A 17,912-nucleotide genomic window follows, 5' to 3' on the forward strand; every position below is an offset into this window, starting at 1 on the left:
TCCATGAGTGCAACTCTTTACAAGCAAATTCAGCAATTTTACGATGCTTCTTCTGGTTTGTGGGAAGAAATATGGGGTGAACATATGCACCATGGTTACTATGGTGCAGATGGTACAGAGAAAAAAAACCGTCGTCAGGCACAGATTGATTTAATTGAAGAGATCCTCAATTGGGCAGATGTACAGCAAGCAGAAAACATTTTAGATGTCGGTTGTGGTATTGGTGGTAGTTCTCTATACTTAGCAACCAAGTTTGATGCTCAGGCAACTGGAATTACTTTGAGTCCTGTGCAAGCTGCTAGAGCTAAGGAAAGGGCTGATGAGGCGAATTTAGGTAGCCGGACTAATTTTCAAGTGGCAAATGCTCTAGAAATGCCCTTTGCGGATAATTCTTTTGACTTGGTATGGTCGCTAGAAAGTGGTGAACACATGCCCGATAAAACCAAGTTTATGCAAGAGTGTTATCGGGTATTAAAACCTGGTGGAAAGTTAGTCATGGTGACTTGGTGTCATCGTCCTACGGAGAATTCGCCACTGACGGATGATGAGCGGCAGCATTTAGCAAAAATTTATCAGGTATATTGTTTACCCTATGTGATTTCTTTGCCAGAGTATGAAGCGATCGCTCTGCAATTAGGCTTACAAAATATTCGCACTGCTGATTGGTCACAAGCTGTAGCACCTTTTTGGAATGTGGTGATTGATTCGGCTTTCACTCCGAAAGCAATTTTTGGGTTGTTGCTATCGGGTTGGAGTACGATTGTTGGCGCGTTGTCGTTGGGATTGATGCGTCACGGTTACGAGCGTGGGTTAATTAGATTTGGATTGTTGTGTGGGGATCGGGGATCGGGGATCGGGGATCGGGGACATGGGGATAATAAGTAATGATTATTGACTATTGACTATTGACTATTGACTATTGACCAATTATGAATCAAGTTTCACAATCAGCTTCTCAAAGCAGTTGGCTGTATGCTTTTTGGAAATTTTCTCGCCCCCATACAATTATTGGTACGAGTTTAAGTGTATGGGGATTATATTTAATTGCCTTTGCTTTAGAAAATAGCAGTTTTTCTTTCTCACCTATTTTGTTAGCATGGCTTTCTTGTTTGTGTGGCAATGTTTATATTGTGGGTTTGAATCAACTAGAAGATGTGGCAATTGATAAGATTAATAAACCACATTTGCCGATTGCTGCTGGAGAGTTTTCTCAAAAAACAGGTAAATTAATTGTGGGAATTACTGGTGTTTTGGCGTTGGTAGTTGCTTGGTTAGGTGGACCTTTTTTATTGGGGATGCTGGGAATCAGTTTAGCTATTGGTACAGCTTATTCTTTACCTCCAATCCGTTTGAAAAGGTTTCCTTTTTGGGCAGCTTTATGTATTTTTTCTGTGCGGGGAGCAATTGTTAATTTAGGATTGTTTTTACATTTTAATTGGGTGTTGAGACCAAAGAATTTGATTGGAGTGATTCCAGTAATTCCAGCCGCAGTATGGGTATTAACTATATTTGTGTTGGTATTTACGTTTGCGATCGCTATCTTTAAAGATATCCCTGATTTGGAAGGCGACTTGCAATACAATATCACTACTTTTACAATTAAACTTGGTAAGCAAGCAGTATTTAATCTTGCTCTTTGGGTATTGAGTGTGTGTTATGGAGGAATGATTTTAATTGGGTTGCTGCATCTAGCAGAAGTTAATTCTGTGTTTTTAATTATTACTCATTTAGTCGCGCTGGGTATGATGTGGTGGCAAAGTCGGGGTGTAGATTTAGAAGATAAAAGTGCGATTGCGAGTTTCTATCAATTTATTTGGAAACTGTTTTTTATTGAGTATTTAATTTTTCCGATGGCTTGTCTTTTAGCTTAGTTGAGTTTTGAATGCGATCGCCAGCATTAGACTATCTTTTCTAGTACATTCATAACTTGCGGAAAAATTTCATCCACATGTCAAAATTATGCGATCGCGCCTCTATCGTTTAAAGTTATGGGAATACTAGAGTTATAGGTATTTATTTCAAAATCACATAAACTCTAGTTTTATGCCGGCATTTTTCAATCATCTTTTCCAAACAAGCGGTTTTATCCCCCACGGACATTGTTATCTGTGGAAAAGTGGACTAGTTTGGCTTCACATTATTTCTGATGCAACAATCGGTGTTGCCTATTATTATATTCCCCTCTCACTGCTTTACTTTATTTCCAAGCGCAATGATGTTCCTTTTAACGGAATCTTTTTACTATTTAGTGCTTTTATCGTTGCTTGTGGTACTGGACACTTCATGGATATTTGGACGCTTTGGCATCCTGATTATTGGATTGCAGGTAGTCTCAAAGCGATCACTGCTATTATTTCGATCTATACAGCATTTACATTAGTTTATCTTATTCCTCAAGCTTTGGCATTACCTAGCCCTGCTCAGTTAGAAGCTATCAATCGGATACTCAGCAGTGAAATTATCCAGCGTAAGCGCATTGAACATGAACTACGTCAGGCAGAGGAAATTGCTCAAAACTCCAGCCAAGCCAAGAGTGAATTTCTTGCCAATATGAGTCATGAGCTACGTACACCCCTCAACGGGATCTTAGGCTATGCCCAAATTCTGCAACGCACGGAACCGTTAACAGAAAAAGGACGCAAAGGAGTTGGAGTTATTTATCAATGTGCTTGCCATCTGTTAACGCTGATTAATGATATCCTGGATCTCTCCAAAATCGAAGCTCGCAAACTGGAATTGAATCCAATTGATTTTTACTTGCCTGCGTTTCTAGACAGTGTGATTGAAATTTCCCGCATCCGAGCAGAACAAAAGGTGATTGGGTTTCACGTCCAACTTGATCCTGATTTACCAACGGGGATTCGTACTGACGAAAAACGCTTGCGTCAGGTGCTGATTAATTTGCTTGGTAATGCGATTAAATTTACTCATCAAGGTAATATTACTTTCAAAGTTGAAGTCATCAGTCAAGAGCCAGAACAAAGCACAAATGATCATAGACAAATGACAAACTACACTATTCGCTTTGAGGTAACAGATACAGGGGTGGGTATCAACTCTGAGCAAATCGAGAAAATCTTTTTGCCCTTTGAGCAAGCAGGAAATCAGAAACGACAAATAGAAGGTACAGGCTTGGGATTAGCTATCAGCCAAAAAATTGTGGCGTTGATGGGTAGTCAGATTCAGGTGCAAAGTGAGTTTGGCAAAGGTAGCACTTTTTGGTTTGAGGTGCAGTTACCAGAAGCAAGAGATTGGGCAAAGATGTCCATAGTAAATGATCAGCGAAGGATAATTAATTATCAAGGGCAAAGGCGTACCATTCTGGTTGTGGATGACAGATGGGAAAACCAATCAGTAATTGTCAATTTACTGGAACCAGTTGGATTTACTGTTGTCGAAGCTAGTCACGGACAGGAAGCATGGAAACGAGCGATCGCTCACCAACCAGACTTGATTATTACCGATTTAGTCATGCCAATGATGGATGGATTTGAGTTCATCAAACGTTTGCGTCAGTCTTCGCCTTTCAAACAGATTCCTGTGATTGCTTCCTCTGCTAGTGTGTTTGTGACAGATCAGTACAAAAGTATTGATGCAGGTGCAGATGCTTTTCTGCCAAAGCCTGTAGAAGCTGACGCGCTGTTGGAAGTGCTGCGACAATATTTGCAATTGGAATGGATTTATGACCGCAAGGCAGAAAACATCAAAAAAACTAATGCAGTTAGTCTGGATGTTCCAGTTGATGTAATTCCTCCTGCCAAAGATGTTTTACAAAAGTTACTTGAATTGTCACAAGACGGTGATATTCAAGGAATTTTAGAAATGGCTGCACAACTTTCTGCAATTGATGAGAATTTGACGGCTTTTACTGGGCAAATCATCCAGCTTGCTAGCAATTTTCAACTCAAACGTTTAGAAAGTTTTATTCAACAACACATTACTTAAGTTCGCCATTTGTCATTGGTAAGGGTTTGGTGCGTGTTGGCTTTTTGTAACTCCGGTGTTTAGTTTATGTTCACTCACTTACTGACATTAAAAGTAAATAATAAGAGGTAAATTTTATTATTCCATCCACCATGGTAACTACTTTAAATACTGGATTTATTTTGATTGTCGATGATAATCCCACAAATTTGTCTGTTTTGTGTGAAGCACTCAATAGTGAGGGGTTTCGTTTCCGTGTTGCAGTCGATGGAGAAAGTGCGATCGCCCAAGTCGAACGTCAGCAACCAGAGTTAATTTTACTCGATGTACAAATGCCTGGTATCGACGGATTTGAAACCTGTCGTCGCCTCAAAGCTAATCCTGTGACTCAAAACATTCCGATTATTTTCACTACTGCTTCAAGTGATATTGAAAGCAAAACAAAGGGATTTGCTTTGGGTGCTGTAGACTATATTCCCAAACCCTTTGCCCAAGAAGAAGTAATTGCTAGGGTGCGTGTACATTTGCAGCTCAAACGACTAACCGAATCTTTAGAACAACAAGTCAGCGATCGCACTACGGCTTTGCAAACAGCTCAAGTGCAATTGGTGCAGCAAGAAAAACTATCAACTTTGGGAGAGTTAATTGCTGGTATTGCTCACGAAATGAATAATCCCATCAGTTTTATTGCTAACAATCTCCCGCCTTTAGAAGAATACATCGCTGGAGTGAGTGAAATTATCCAACTCTATCAACAAGAATATCCCAACCCAACAAGCAAAATCACCACTGCTATTGAAAGATTAGATTTGGAATTCGTTCTTGAAGATATGGTCAAAATCTTAGAATCACTCAAGGTAGGATCTCAACGGATTGAGAAAATTTCTACATCACTCCGCAGTTTCTGTCGTTCGGATAGCGATGTCAAAATACCTACGGATTTGCATGAAGGACTTGATAGTACGTTGATGATTTTGCAACATCGCCTCAAGGGTAATGGCGATCGCCCCAGCATCGAAGTCAGCAAAACTTATGGTAAATTACCAGAGGTAGACTGCTATGTCGGGCAGATTAATCAAGTATTTATGAATATTCTAGCAAATGCAATTGACGCCCTTGATGAAGCGATCGCCCAAGACAAAATTAACGATCCTATTCCTCAAATTCAAATTTTCACAGAGGTAGATTCTGAGAAATGGGTTGTGATTAAGATTAGTGACAATGGCATGGGTATTCCAGAATCTGTCCAACAACGGTTGTTTGAGCCTTTATTTACTACAAAACCTGTTGGCAAAGGAACCGGACTTGGCTTATCGATCGCCCATCAAATAGTTGTAGATAAACACAATGGTGAATTAGTAGTTAATTCTCAACCAGGTAAAGGAACTGAGTTTATCATCAAAATTCCAATCATTCAGTACGACAGTATAGACTAGTTTGCGAGGACTATATGCCAAACTAGGATAGGTAGAGTAAAAAAGATGGAATTCTTTCAAACGAGTAACTTCATAGCTGTATTTATAGTTTTAGTCAGTCTGTCTACTCTCATTTATTTGGCTATCAGAACTATCATTACCGATAAACATTTCCAAACAGGAATCACACTTTACCAGCAAAAAGATTTTCCAGGTGCAGAAGCAGCCTTTCGTCAGGTAATCGCGATTAACTCTACTAACGATGTTGTGCATTTATTGTTAGGTGATGCACTGATGCAGCAAGGCAAGGTTGAAGCCGCAATTACTGAATTTCAAGATGTCATTGAGCGCGCTCCCAAAAAAGTCGATGCTTATTTACGCCTAGCTCAAGCTTTGATGCAACAACAAAAACCCCAGCAAGCAGTTACAGTCTTGCAACAAGCCGAAGCTTTATTTCAAAAACAGCGTCAGGTTGATAAAGCCGAAAAAATTCAACAGTTACTACAAAAAATTTGTTCAGCAGAGAATAATGCCTAATTTTTGAGGTGAAAACTAGCTGGAATCACAAGACTTGAAAAAGTTACAGAAACAGCCAGCTTACTCAGAAATTTTAGCATATCGAAAATGACTGTTTTTAACCAAATCCTGAAACGAAAGAAAATCGTTGAATAATTGATAAATATTAGCGTCAAGATAACATTACTTAACAGATTTAATAATTTTTATAAAGTTGAAAATCTTCCTCTTTCTGATAAGAAATATTGATATGTAGCTTTCTTACGCACAGGTAACGGAAAAACAAACCGCAGAGGACGCAGCGAAAAGTTTGTAGACGCTTTGCGGCTTCCCGTTAGGGTGCGCCGGCTTCCGGCGTACTCTTACGAGAAGTCGCTTACGCGCCTACGCGCAGCGTCCCGGAGGGAACTTCAAAGCTTTTCAAGAGAGAGTACACGGAGAAATAAGAGTTTGAGATGACAAATCAACAGGGTAAAGTCTATCTCGTGGGTGCGGGACTACCAGATGTGGCATACTTAACGCTAAAGGCTTATAAACTTTTAGCGATCGCTCAAGTTTTGGTTTACGATGCCCTTGTCGATGGGGAATTATTAGAGTTAGTATCAGCCGATTGTTTGAAGCTAGATGTGGGTAAGCGTGGTGGTCAACCCAGCACACCGCAAGCAGAAATTAATAATTTACTTGTTAAATACTGTCAGCAGGGTAAACAAGTCGTCCGCCTCAAAAGTGGCGATCCGTTTATTTTTGGTCGCTGTAATTCGGAAATGGCTGCTTTGACAGCCGCAAATTGTGAATTTGAAGTTGTACCAGGAATATCTTCGGCTTTAGCAGCACCTCTATTAGCAGGAATTCCCCTGACCGATCCGCTGATGAGTCGCTGCTTTGCTGTGTTTACTGCTCACGAACCCGATGTTTTAGATTGGGAGGCGCTATCACGACTAGAAACATTAGTGATTTTGATGGGTGGACAGAACCTAAATCAGGTTATCACACGGTTGCAGCAACAGGGGCGATCACCATCTACACCAATCGCGATTATTCTCTGGGCAGGAACTAAAAAACAACAAATTTGGATAGGAACACTCGAAACCATTGTGGAGCAAACCTTAGAAATTTTCCTCTCACCAACAGTAATTGTAATTGGGGAAGTGGTGGGGTTACGCAGAAACTAACAACCTGAGAATATAGACTTAGACATTCCCAGAATGCACTACTCCCAAACACTATGGCAAGTAACCTCTCCTCCTCTGGCTCTATTGCCGTTCCCACAACTTCCCACTTACCTCTCAACGGTAAAACGATTTTAGTAACACGTTCAGTTGGACAGTCGAGTCAATTTGCAGAACTCTTAACAGCAGCAGGCGCTTATGTTGTGGAAATGCCTGCCTTAGAAATTGGCCCCCCTTCTAGTTGGCAAGCTTTAGATCAGGCGATCGCTCGGTTATCTGAGTTTGACTGGTTAATTCTAACTTCCAGCAACGGTGTCGGCTACTTCTGCGAACGACTCCTGGCTCAGGGTAAAGACATTCGCGCCTTGGCAGAAGTCAAAATTGCCGCAGTTGGTGAAAAAACTGCCCAAACCCTGAGACACCATTGTTTACAACCTGATTTTATCCCACCAGACTTTGTTGCTGACTCCCTAGTCGAACACTTTCCCGAAGAACTTACAGGTAAGAAAATTCTATTTCCCAGAGTCGAAAGCGGTGGACGGGAAATTTTGATTCGAGAACTCAGCGCCAAAGGTGCAGAAGTCATCGAAGTTCCCGCTTATCAATCTTGCTGTCCAAAGAGTATTCCTCCCTCAGCAGAACTCGCTTTACAAAGTGGTACTGTTGATGTGATCACTTTTGCCAGTTCCAAAACAGTGCAATTTTTCTATCAACTGGCAGAACAAATCTTCTCTGGTCACTCATCACAAAGTCAATTGTCTGTAGTAGCAGATTCTTTAGAAGGAGTTTGTATTGCTTCTATTGGTCCCCAGACTTCAAACACTTGTCGTTCTCTATTTGGACGTGTAGATGTCGAAGCCCAAGAATATACACTAGAGGGTTTAACACAAGCACTAATTCAATGGGCAATAGTCAATAGTAGACCCGATTAATCGCGTCTGTACAATAGTCAATCGTCAATAGTCCAGAGAATTTAAAATTAACTAACGACTAATGACAAATGACGCTTGACCAATGACCAAAAAAATCATCGGCTTAACAGGTGGTATTGCTACAGGCAAAACAACAGTTGCTAATTACTTGGCACAAGCTTATGATTTGCCAATTTTGGATGCGGATATTTATGCTCGACAAGCTGTCTGTGTTGGTTCACCTATTCTCGATGCGATCGCCATTCATTACGGTAATCAAATTTTACTACCAAATGGTGATCTCAATCGTCAAAAATTAGGTGAAATCATCTTTCATCATCATGATGAACGCGCTTGGGTAGAGAATTTGATTCATCCTTACGTACGCGATCGCTTTTTAGCCGAAATTCAAGCATCTACCGCAAAAATACTAGTATTAGTTGTGCCTTTATTATTTGAAGCCGGAATGACTGATTTAGTCACAGAAATTTGGGTCGTGTGTTGTTCCCAGCAACAGCAATTAGCAAGATTAATGCAAAGAAACAATCTCACATTCGAGCAAGCACAAGCGAGAATTCACACTCAAATGCCAATCGCAGAAAAAGCCGCGCGTGCTGATATAGTCTTAGATAATTCCTCTACTTTAGAAGCATTGTTGAAACAAGTTGACCAAGCTATTTCATGAATGGAACTGCGACACCTACGATACTTTGTGACATTGGCTGAGGAATTGCATTTTGGACGGGCGGCGGAACGCTTACACATCGCTCAACCTCCTCTGAGTCAACAAATTCGTCAATTAGAGGTAGAGTTGGGTTTTCAATTGTTTCACCGCACTAAAAGAACTGTGCAGTTAACCGCAGCTGGAGAGGTGTTTTTAGGTGAAGTTCAACAAATTCTCAAGCAGCTAGAACAAGCGGTGCAATTGGGAAGACAAACCAGTCGTGGTTTAGGGGGACAGGTTGTAGTTGGCTTTGTCAGTTCTGCGGCATATAATATATTGCCAAACATCCTGCGAAAATTTCGTAGTTCTATCCCCGACGTCAATCTGGAATTACATGAATTGACTACAGACCAACAATTACAATGGTTGCGAGATAATAGAATTGATGTTGGATTTCTGCGTCCACCGATAGAAGAAGATATATTTTGCTGGGAAGTTATTTTTTACGAATCCTTAGTGGTGGCGTTACCAGAAACCCATGTGCTAGCTAATAAATCCAGTGTATCGCTGTTTTCACTCCAAGGTGAACCCTTCATTTTATTTCCTCGTCCTTTAGCTCCTGGAGTGTACGACTCAATTATTAGTTTTTGCCAGCAAGCTAATTTTAGCCCTATGGTTGCCCAAGAAGCAATTCAGATGCAAACAATTGTGAGTTTAGTTGCAGCAGAGATGGGTGTGGCGATCGTACCGGAGTCGCTGCAACATTTGCAAAGAACTGGGGTAGTTTATAAACCAACCCAAGAACCCACACCCAAGGTAGCGCTGGCGATGATTTGGCGACGCGACAATTCATCTGCAACGGTGCAGAGGTTTTTGGAAGTAGTCAGACAAGTTGTCTATTTAGATTGAGAGCGCAGCTGACTAAAGAAAGTGTCAATTAGTAGCATGTACCGATTTACTTAAACTTGCATATATTAAAGACGCAAAGAATTATATCTCTGTGCGTCCCTGTGTATTCTACCTCCTACCAAACTACGAGCGATCGCTCATGTACTACTCTCTCATACACCTGTTCTGTTTGCTTACCTAATTTCGGCCAGCTAAAGCGCCGTTCTAAATCTTCATAAGCATTATCAGTCAACCATTGCCGATATCCGGGGTTTTTTAGCACTTCCAAAATTCCCCATGCCAGAGAATCAGGATTATTAGTATACGTGATAATACCTGTTTTTGTATGTTGTACTACTTCTGGAAAACCACCAGTGTCAGATACAACTACGGGTACACGAGAAGCAAAGCTTTCTAATGCCACAATTCCAAAGGGTTCGTAAAGACTGGGGAAAACAGCACAGTCGGCGATAGTTTGAAATTTATCTAAGTATTCATCAGACATAAAGCCTGTGAAATAACATTTATCCCAAATGCCTGTATCCCAAGCCTGTTTTTTGAGATGATCAGTATTGCCACCACCGATAATTACAAACTTAACATAACCACCCATTTCCCACAAAACTTTAGGAGCCGCAGCAAGCAGTGAAGATACACCCTTTTCGTAGGTCATGCGACCGACATAGTAAACTATTTTTTCGCCATCTTCAGCAAATTGGCGACGAAAGTCTAAAGCGTGAAAATCTTCATGATGACGTTTCTTTTCTGGACGGATACCGTTATAAATAACGTCAATTTTACCCCAAGGACTGTGTAACGCTCGTTCTACTTCCCGGCGCATGTAGTCGGTGCAGACGATAACCCGCCAAGCGTTGTAGGCTAATAGTTGTTCTTTACCACTTATATAACGTTGAGTATCTGTATAAATACCATTGTAGCGTCCGTATTCAGTAGCGTGGATTGTAGCAATCAAGGGAACTTTAAAAGTATGCTTGAGAGCGATCGCTGCATCTGCTACTAACCAATCATGAGCATGGATAATATCAAAAGGGCCTTCCTCTGCGATCAATTTTCCGCCATGACTACCCATACTCTGGTTCATGTTTACTACCCAGTGGAAAAAGTCGTTTCCACCGACTACGGGAATCCGATGTATACACATCCCTTCCACTAATTCATACATGGGTGCATGACCAAATTCAGGTGTGATCAGATGAACTTCATGTCCTAACTTGACGAGTTCAGGATACAACTCTGAGACATGACGCGCAATTCCTCCAACAATACGGGGCGGAAATTCCCAACTCAGTACTAGTATTTTCATTGGATGCAATCCCCCAAGCTTTTACATTTCTCTAAAATTTGTCATTTGTCATTGGTCATTGGTCAATAGTCAATAATCAATGGTTGGTTTTTCTCCCGTGTCCCCCGTGTCCTCCTTGTCCCCGATCCCTGATCCCTGATCCCCTATCCCCGATCCCCTTCTGCCAACTCTTGCCGGAATTGTAACCAAGCTGCTGTTGCTTGTGTGTCCGAACTGGCAGCTTTTTTTAAGAGAATGATGCCATGTTGAAAGCTGATGATTCCATATTCGCGATTATTGGTAAGCTGGTCAATTAGTGGTACTAAATCTTTTAATAAACTGCGATCGCTTTTAAATGCAGCTTGATATTTTTGTAATTGCCAAAGATCAGCGATCGCATAATCTACTTTAATCACTTCTTGAGCATCATTACGTAGTTCTAAACCAGGTAAACGCAGGATTTCTCGCCGACTAGAAAGATGGGGAACCAAATAAGTTGTTGCAGATACGCTCGCATCAGAGGGAATTTGTGACAGCAAGGGACGCATCTGATTTACATGCTGCCATTGTTCTGACAATGACACATATACTAGTGGTTTTACGGAATCAGGAATCAGAAAATAAAAAGTGCGATTTGGGTTAGATGTAAAGCTCAAAACCAAAGACAGACAAATACAACCTATCCACAAGCGGCGAAATGCAGGTTTAAATTTTTGCTGACGCTGTGACCACCACAGAATAGAGCCGTAAAATAATCCTGGGACTACAGTTAAAGCATAACGAATTGTAATAGATAAAACAGACTCTCCTTTGCCCAATAATAACTTCAATAGGGGAAAACCAGCTATCATCCAAGAACCAGGAGCAACAGCAGGTACAAATGCTAAGGGCAACCACTGCCCAAGTAAGTACCTAATAGTTCTGTCTACTGGCGTAAATAACTCTACTAATAAACGCAGGGGATTGCTAATCATCCCCCAAATAATTTCCAGGGTGGAAGCTTCGTCACCATCGGCATATTGTCCAAACCGTTCTAACATAAACCGTTGCGAAATATCTTTAGAAAACAACGGCATGATCAGATTAGTCAGCACCAATATGTAACCAAAACTGAAGATACACACAGCAACACCAGCGCGGGGAAAGCGTTGACTCAAAATCATGTAAACTCCTACCCCAAATAATCCTATACCTGCATCTTCCCGTACAGCTACAATCAAAACTGCCATCAACCAAAATAACCACCACCAGCGTTTTTCCATTGCCAGCAGCAGGGTAAATACAAATAAGGGAATCTGGCAAATGTCGTGAAAGTTACTTAAAGTCGGGCCGATTACCGCATTAGCACCGTAAAAACTGGCAGTAATCATCACTGCTAATTGTGGTTGAAGATACAGCCTAGCCAGTACGTACAACACTAAACCCGCCGCCGTGATCAGTGTAACTTGCAAAACAGTCAAAGTGGCAGGAGAGGGAAACAAAGCGTAAATTGGTAGCCACAACAATAACGCTGGTGTGAAGTGTTGCCCAAGCCGATGGTAATATACTGTGGGAAATTCCCCCGCATGAACTACATTAGTAGAAAGACTGGAAGAAAGAGAACTTTGAAAAAAGCGACCATGCAGATTATTCCAAAAAACTTGGTTAAAAATGCCTTGGTCGAAGGAAGCGTAAAAACTATAGTAGCGGTGCAGGGTAAATAACAGACACAGGAAAAAAAAGATTCCTGCCAACAGTAAGACGGTCTTGCTGGCATTACCTGCCTCTAATTTAAAGATTTTTGGCAGCTTTTCTTGCATTTTTAACCACATCAAGGATAAATAATCAAGGCTTTCTGTACGTTTTATGGCGATCGCATTAAAAAAGAATACAGGATAAACGAGCAAAAAATATCTACTTTACTCTGTTTACTCTTCTCCCTTCTCCCTTCTCCCTTCTCCCTTCACACTTTATTGGAGAATAAATTCAAGTCGTCGTTGTTCCTAGCAGTAAAATAAATGCCTAGCTTACTTGTAGATGTGCAGAATTTGCTTTCTGACTTACTTCATCGCTATTCTTCCCAGGTAGATTATTTAATGATTCGTCTAGAAGAAGCTGAAGGTACAGATATATTTTTGCGTGGCGAAAAAGTCGAAACTCTCAGCGAAGCGATCTCCATTGGTGGACATATTCGTGCTGCTTATAAAGGTGGATGGGGATTCAGCAGTTTCAACCGCTTGACAACAATTGCTGAACGCATCGAAGAAGCAATTGGTGCAGCTCGAATAGTTGGTGGTGAAGAAACTGTACTAGCTCCCATTGAACCAGTGCAAGTAGTTTGTCAATTACCCTTAACAGGTACTAATCCCCGGTATATTTCCTTAACTCGCAAAAAAGAATTGTGCGATCGCTATTGTGATCTCCTCAAAAGTGTAGATCATCGCATCACTACCACATCTGTACGCTACAGTGATACCAGTCAACGAGTAATAATTGCTACTAGTGAAGGTACTTTCATTGAACAATCTTGGGTAGATATGGAAATGCGTTTTGCTGCCACAGCCAGAAATGATGATACTGTCCAAACTGGTAGAGAAACCATCGGCTCTCGCCAAGCTTTTGAAGATTTAATTAATCTAGACACTCAAGTCAAAAGCGCCGCCCAAAGAGCAGTAGCAGCCTTAGCACTACCATCAGTCAAAGGTAACACCTACACTGTAGTTATCGATCCCATTCTCACAGGTTTATTTGTCCACGAAGCCTTTGGACATCTTTCAGAAGCAGATATGGCTTACGAAAACCCAGATTTGCTAGAAGTGATGACGATTGGACGCAGGTTTGGCCCCAAAGAATTGCAAATTTTTGATGGTGCAGCTCCAAATGGACATAGAGGTAGTTATTTATACGACGACGAAGGGACGCCCGCGACAACTACGCAGTTAATTCAAGATGGAATATTAGTCGGAAGGTTGCATTCTCGCGAAACCGCAGGTAAATTAGGCGAAGCAGCAACAGGTAACGCTAGATGTCTTAATTATCACTATGTACCCATTGTTCGTATGACCAACACATGGATAGAAAAAGGTAAAACACCTGTAGCTGATTTATTTAGTGGTATCAAAGAAGGAGTTTACGCCCGTAATTGGTTGGGTGGAATGACTAACGGCGAAATGTTCACCTTTAGCGCTGGGGAAGCTTGGATGATTAGAAATGGGAAAATCGCCGAACCAGTCAAAGATGTGACTCTTTCAGGAAACGTATTTCAAACCCTAACAGATATAGAAGCAATTGGTGACGACTTTTACTGGGACGAATCCGGTGGTTGTGGTAAAGGTGGACAAAATGGTTTATCTGTAGGTTGTGGCGGACCAAGTCTGCGAATACGCGATGTGGTTGTTGGGGGAGAGGCGTAATAGGAATCCGGTATGGGGGGTTTTCAACCTACGTTCTTATAAATCATTTCGGCGCACACAAAAATCATTTCGGCGCACACAAAAATCATTTCCGCGCACACAAAAAACATTTCCGCGTGCATCTACAGGAATTTTCAGCACCCAAAAAACATTTCCAGATGGATCTACAAAAGTATAGTCAGGGAAAGACGTTGAAGAAGGTAAAGCATTGGTAAGCTCTCCAATAAACAGGAGTGCTAATGATTTCTTAAGTTATACAGCATTCATGAATCATTAGTGAACCACAAGATCCMCGATTTCGGCGAACCCAAAAATGATTTCGGCGAACCCAAAAATGATTTCGGTGAACCCAAAAATGATTTCGGTGAACCCAAAAACTATTTTGGATTTATAACTTCCTTATATGCATCCGGTAATTTGATTAAGGTGGTCTATGTTGCTTGTTGCTTGATTTAATATTATTTGTTGCAATATTAAATCAAGGCAAACTTAACAATAAGAGTTCAACAGGCATCAAATAATCCCTTCTATCAGTTTGGAAGGGATTTTTTTTTATTAATACTAGTTTTTTTAATAAAGCAAATACCCTTATTTTGACCAAGCCCCTACGCTACGGGAAGGCTGCGCCTACGGGGCGGGAACTCTTAACAGAGAAAGAATTAGCCCCGATTATGGAAGGATACAAGCCCCTAATTTTAATTATGGGGATTTCCCTATTCCCTCTTAAAGAATTTACAAGATTTAAGAGCAAATTTATTATGAATTTCTTACAAGTTCCTTATTTTTACCCAGTAAATTTATTAAGGATGCTCAAAAACTCCTTATTGCTTGATTTAAGTATCCTAATTGTTTGATAAGTCATAGATAAAATTTCATAAAATGCCATGTCTTTGATTAAATTTCTGAATCTGTTTTCAGGATTAAAGCTGACATATTTTTGTCAGAATTTATCTGGTAAAAATCATTTAGATACTCAATAATTTTTCAAAATTTCCGGTACTATTGCTTCCAATACGGTTCGGATAAGACAAATCGATTGGCATTTAAATCCTGTAGAGACGCGATATATCGCGTCTCTACATATCCAAAATTATGACGAAAAATTCTTAACCGAACCGTATTGCTATTGCTTCTCAAAACTGTATGAGTTCTTGAGAGGAATATGACTGCAAAAAAACTATAAGTTAGTCTGAGTAAGACTTGTAGTGCTTTATATCAATTTAATATGAAGTTACAGAGAAAGAACCCCACCCCCCTCCCCGATTTCGGGGAGGGGATTAAGGGGTGGGGTAAAATTCTGTGCAGCTTCACGAAGAATTGGTATTAGACACTTGGTGTTAGCTTTCCTAGCATTGCCTCACCATGGTGTATTTTTCTATCAATAAAACATCTACCTTCGGCGAATTATGAACCACATTGAAATCAAACCGCTGTTCTCACTTCCCAAAGATGTAGCAAAAATCATTTACAGAATAGCTGATCAAGTTGTACAACCTCAATGTTGTTTTGGAAACGCTATGTTGTTATCACAACACTTTCCAGACGTAGATTATGTCGAAGGATACTATCGTTTGTGCATTCATCACGCCTGGAATTGCTACAAAGGTATTCACTTTGATATTACATCTGAAAGATTTGGTGGAGGAAAACCACCTTATAAAGCAGTCATTCAAGGCTGTTTGAGCGATTTGGAGGAAAAATATCCAATCCCGACTGATTACCCAGTTTATGATGGAATAGTAATTCCTTTTCTAAATCGGTGGCAAGAAAAGCGATCGCATTAGCGATTCACAATATATCAAATGATAGTATCCCTTAACACCCTCATTTTTACTACTGAGATAATCAGAAAGTAAAGCGAACTCGATAATTTGCTGTCACTAACAAGCTAAATTCCCATATTTATAGCAAAAAAGAGGTGAGGGTGTTCCAATGTCAAACTTAAAATTTGCTCAAAAAATATCCAAAAGCATAGATAAATTTATATTTAATGTCAAAAATAATACAAAGAAACAATTTTCGCAACCCAATTCCAGAAATGTATTGCTAATCCAAAATCACATTAAGTGGTTCTGTGGTACTTTTATAATCACCGCCTGTTTGATACCAACTCTTATTCCCCGTCCTGTGTTGAGTGCAGAACGCTTAACCTTATCCTACGGTTTATTGGAGCGTTCAATACCAGTTAAATCTCTAGAAATTTACGCTAGAACAGGTAAAATAGATAACGAATTAGCTGCGTATTTCCAGTATGCACCCAAAGAACAACTACAGCAGATTAAAGAAGTATTGTTGACTCCTATTCCCTTGAATGCAGTACAAGTTTCGCAGTTTCTCTACACACCAATAGGCGAAAGATTACTAGAAAATTTAGCAACAGTGATTGAGGGTGATAGTCGAGCTACTGGTTTATACGGAATTCGTGCAGCATTAATTTTAGCTGCGGCACAACCGGAAGGCTTAACATTATTGAATGTACTACGTAAGTTTCCCTCAAGTCAGATTGCGATTAATTTAGCCCGCGCCCTAGAGTTAGCCAACTTAGCCCAGAATTTTTTAAATCAGACTCAAAAAGCGATCACACTGATTGAAAAAGAAGCTAGCCAACAACTAACAACTAATTCCGCAGAGAATACCAATACTGCCAAAAACTTACTGCAACCAGGGCTTTACAAATGGCAAAAGCAAACTATTAGCCTCTATGACACTTCTCGGAGTCGTACATACCAGGCGGATATTTACTTACCGCAAATTTCTAGCCCTAGACCAGTGATTGTCATCTCCCACGGACTTGGTTCTGATCGAACCAGCTTTGTTTACTTAGCCGAACATCTAGTTTCCTATGGATTTGTGGTTGCAGTTCCAGAACATCCTGGTAGCAACGCGGCGCAGTTGCAAGCCCTATTATCAGGTAGATCAGCAGATATTACTAGTCCCAGAGAATTTATTGATCGACCTTTAGATGTGAAATTTCTTTTGGATCAACTCAGTAAGCTTTCCCAATCCAATCCAATTTTTCAAGGACGTTTGAATTTAGAACAAGTAGGCGTGATTGGTCAATCCTTTGGAGGTTACACAGCTTTAGCATTAGCAGGCGCACCGATTAACTTTCCCCAAATCCAAAAAAGTTGTCCACCTTCAAAAGATACGCTAAATGTCTCACTTTTGCTTCAGTGCTTAACTGCGGAATTACCTTTAACTGGTCAGTATGATCTGTCTGATTCACGCATTAAAGCAGCGATCGCCATTAACCCAGTTGACAGTATAGTTCTTGGTAAAGACAGCCTTAGTCAAATTAAAATACCAGTGATGATTGTCAGTAGTACTAAAGATACAGCCGCTCCACCTTTACCTGAACAAATTCAACCTTTTACTTGGTTAACAACTGCCAACAAATATTTAGCATTAATTGGTAATGGTACACACTTTTCGACAATTGCAGAATCACCAAACTCTGCTATTCCAGTACCAGAACAAGTTATTGGTCCAAATCCAGCCTTAGCACAACGCTATGTTAAATTTTTAGGTCTGTCTTTTTTCCAAACCTATGTTGCTAATCAGCTAAATTACTTGCCTTACCTGAATGGAGATTATATTAACAGAATTAGTCAACAACCATTACCACTTTCATTAGTGCGATCGCTAGAATTAAATACCAATAATACTTCCCAAGTCCAGATCACTAGTGATAAATAACATCAATTCTAAAATATAAGCTTGTAGTGAGTGC

At 40.4% G+C, this 17,912-nt stretch carries 14 protein-coding genes; 12 read left to right on the plus strand and 2 right to left on the minus strand.

Going from position 1 to position 17,912, the window contains the following annotated elements:
• The first annotated feature begins 3 nt into the window (after positions 1 to 3).
• The 9 genes from B4U84_RS17085 (at position 4) to B4U84_RS17125 (ending at position 9,508) form a co-directional block, all read left to right on the plus strand.
• Positions 4 to 885 (plus strand): methyltransferase domain-containing protein, encoded by an 882-nt coding sequence (locus B4U84_RS17085; RefSeq protein WP_131119646.1) that lies wholly within the window; start codon positions 4 to 6, stop codon positions 883 to 885.
• A gap of 44 nt (positions 886 to 929) precedes the next feature.
• A complete protein-coding gene (locus B4U84_RS17090; protein WP_131119648.1) occupies positions 930 to 1,871 on the plus strand; it encodes a homogentisate phytyltransferase in 942 nt (313 codons plus the stop codon).
• A 172-nt stretch (positions 1,872 to 2,043) separates the two neighbouring features.
• Positions 2,044 to 3,945 carry an ATP-binding protein gene (locus tag B4U84_RS17095; protein ID WP_131119650.1) on the plus strand — a complete coding sequence of 634 codons (1,902 nt, stop codon included), beginning with the start codon at positions 2,044 to 2,046 and terminating at the stop codon, positions 3,943 to 3,945.
• A 131-nt stretch (positions 3,946 to 4,076) separates the two neighbouring features.
• Positions 4,077 to 5,360 carry a sensor histidine kinase gene (locus B4U84_RS17100; RefSeq protein WP_131119652.1) on the plus strand — a complete coding sequence of 428 codons (1,284 nt, stop codon included), beginning with the start codon at positions 4,077 to 4,079 and terminating at the stop codon, positions 5,358 to 5,360.
• A 45-nt stretch (positions 5,361 to 5,405) separates the two neighbouring features.
• On the plus strand, positions 5,406 to 5,876 hold the full coding sequence (locus tag B4U84_RS17105) for a tetratricopeptide repeat protein (protein ID WP_131119653.1): 471 nt from the start codon (positions 5,406 to 5,408) through the stop codon (positions 5,874 to 5,876).
• A gap of 434 nt (positions 5,877 to 6,310) precedes the next feature.
• Positions 6,311 to 7,027, plus strand: a complete 717-nt coding sequence (gene cobA, locus B4U84_RS17110) for a uroporphyrinogen-III C-methyltransferase (protein WP_131119655.1) — start codon at positions 6,311 to 6,313, stop codon at positions 7,025 to 7,027.
• Positions 7,028 to 7,080: 53 nt separating this feature from the next.
• Positions 7,081 to 7,956 carry a uroporphyrinogen-III synthase gene (locus B4U84_RS17115; protein WP_131119658.1) on the plus strand — a complete coding sequence of 292 codons (876 nt, stop codon included), beginning with the start codon at positions 7,081 to 7,083 and terminating at the stop codon, positions 7,954 to 7,956.
• Positions 7,957 to 8,038: 82 nt separating this feature from the next.
• Complete coding sequence (gene coaE, locus B4U84_RS17120; RefSeq protein ID WP_044449953.1) at positions 8,039 to 8,620, plus strand: dephospho-CoA kinase; 582 nt, start codon at positions 8,039 to 8,041, stop codon at positions 8,618 to 8,620.
• Positions 8,621 to 9,508, plus strand: coding sequence for a LysR family transcriptional regulator (locus B4U84_RS17125; RefSeq protein ID WP_131119660.1), 888 nt, complete (start codon positions 8,621 to 8,623; stop codon positions 9,506 to 9,508). It begins immediately after the preceding gene.
• A 115-nt stretch (positions 9,509 to 9,623) separates the two neighbouring features.
• Here B4U84_RS17125 and B4U84_RS17130 read toward each other — a convergent pair whose 3' ends face one another.
• Positions 9,624 to 10,811: a glycosyltransferase family 4 protein gene (locus tag B4U84_RS17130; RefSeq protein ID WP_131119662.1), complete on the minus strand. Its 1,188-nt coding sequence runs from the start codon at positions 10,809 to 10,811 to the stop codon at positions 9,624 to 9,626.
• A 143-nt stretch (positions 10,812 to 10,954) separates the two neighbouring features.
• Entirely contained in the window at positions 10,955 to 12,589 is a 1,635-nt protein-coding gene (locus B4U84_RS17135) for a DUF2079 domain-containing protein (RefSeq protein WP_044450073.1), read from the minus strand.
• A gap of 198 nt (positions 12,590 to 12,787) precedes the next feature.
• On the opposite strand from B4U84_RS17135, the gene B4U84_RS17140 reads away from it, so the two are divergent.
• The 3 genes from B4U84_RS17140 to B4U84_RS17150 all read left to right on the plus strand — a co-directional run bounded on the left by B4U84_RS17140 (position 12,788) and on the right by B4U84_RS17150 (position 17,878).
• The gene (locus tag B4U84_RS17140) at positions 12,788 to 14,182 is read left to right on the plus strand and encodes a TldD/PmbA family protein (RefSeq protein WP_131119664.1); all 1,395 of its coding nucleotides are present in this window, start codon (positions 12,788 to 12,790) and stop codon (positions 14,180 to 14,182) included.
• Between the two features lie 1,406 nt (positions 14,183 to 15,588).
• Entirely contained in the window at positions 15,589 to 15,966 is a 378-nt protein-coding gene (locus B4U84_RS17145) for a hypothetical protein (protein ID WP_131119666.1), read from the plus strand.
• A 148-nt stretch (positions 15,967 to 16,114) separates the two neighbouring features.
• Positions 16,115 to 17,878 (plus strand): alpha/beta hydrolase, encoded by a 1,764-nt coding sequence (locus tag B4U84_RS17150; RefSeq protein ID WP_207390965.1) that lies wholly within the window; start codon positions 16,115 to 16,117, stop codon positions 17,876 to 17,878.
• Positions 17,879 to 17,912: the final 34 nt, after the last annotated feature.

Source organism: Westiellopsis prolifica IICB1 (assembly GCF_004323185.1).
Classification (GTDB): domain Bacteria; phylum Cyanobacteriota; class Cyanobacteriia; order Cyanobacteriales; family Nostocaceae; genus Pelatocladus; species Pelatocladus prolificus_A.

Bases quoted from the DNA above. Each gene is read 5' to 3' on its own strand.
- B4U84_RS17085 (WP_131119646.1), top strand. From the start codon at position 4: ATGAGTGCAACTCTTTACAAGCAAATTCAGCAATTTTACGATGCTTCT.
- B4U84_RS17090 (WP_131119648.1), top strand. From the start codon at position 930: ATGAATCAAGTTTCACAATCAGCTTCTCAAAGCAGTTGGCTGTATGCT.
- B4U84_RS17095 (WP_131119650.1), top strand. From the start codon at position 2,044: ATGCCGGCATTTTTCAATCATCTTTTCCAAACAAGCGGTTTTATCCCC.
- B4U84_RS17100 (WP_131119652.1), top strand. From the start codon at position 4,077: ATGGTAACTACTTTAAATACTGGATTTATTTTGATTGTCGATGATAAT.
- B4U84_RS17105 (WP_131119653.1), top strand. From the start codon at position 5,406: ATGGAATTCTTTCAAACGAGTAACTTCATAGCTGTATTTATAGTTTTA.
- cobA (WP_131119655.1), top strand. From the start codon at position 6,311: ATGACAAATCAACAGGGTAAAGTCTATCTCGTGGGTGCGGGACTACCA.
- B4U84_RS17115 (WP_131119658.1), top strand. From the start codon at position 7,081: ATGGCAAGTAACCTCTCCTCCTCTGGCTCTATTGCCGTTCCCACAACT.
- coaE (WP_044449953.1), top strand. From the start codon at position 8,039: ATGACCAAAAAAATCATCGGCTTAACAGGTGGTATTGCTACAGGCAAA.
- B4U84_RS17125 (WP_131119660.1), top strand. From the start codon at position 8,621: ATGGAACTGCGACACCTACGATACTTTGTGACATTGGCTGAGGAATTG.
- B4U84_RS17130 (WP_131119662.1), bottom strand. From the start codon at position 10,811: ATGAAAATACTAGTACTGAGTTGGGAATTTCCGCCCCGTATTGTTGGA.
- B4U84_RS17135 (WP_044450073.1), bottom strand. From the start codon at position 12,589: ATGCAAGAAAAGCTGCCAAAAATCTTTAAATTAGAGGCAGGTAATGCC.
- B4U84_RS17140 (WP_131119664.1), top strand. From the start codon at position 12,788: ATGCCTAGCTTACTTGTAGATGTGCAGAATTTGCTTTCTGACTTACTT.
- B4U84_RS17145 (WP_131119666.1), top strand. From the start codon at position 15,589: ATGAACCACATTGAAATCAAACCGCTGTTCTCACTTCCCAAAGATGTA.
- B4U84_RS17150 (WP_207390965.1), top strand. From the start codon at position 16,115: ATGTCAAACTTAAAATTTGCTCAAAAAATATCCAAAAGCATAGATAAA.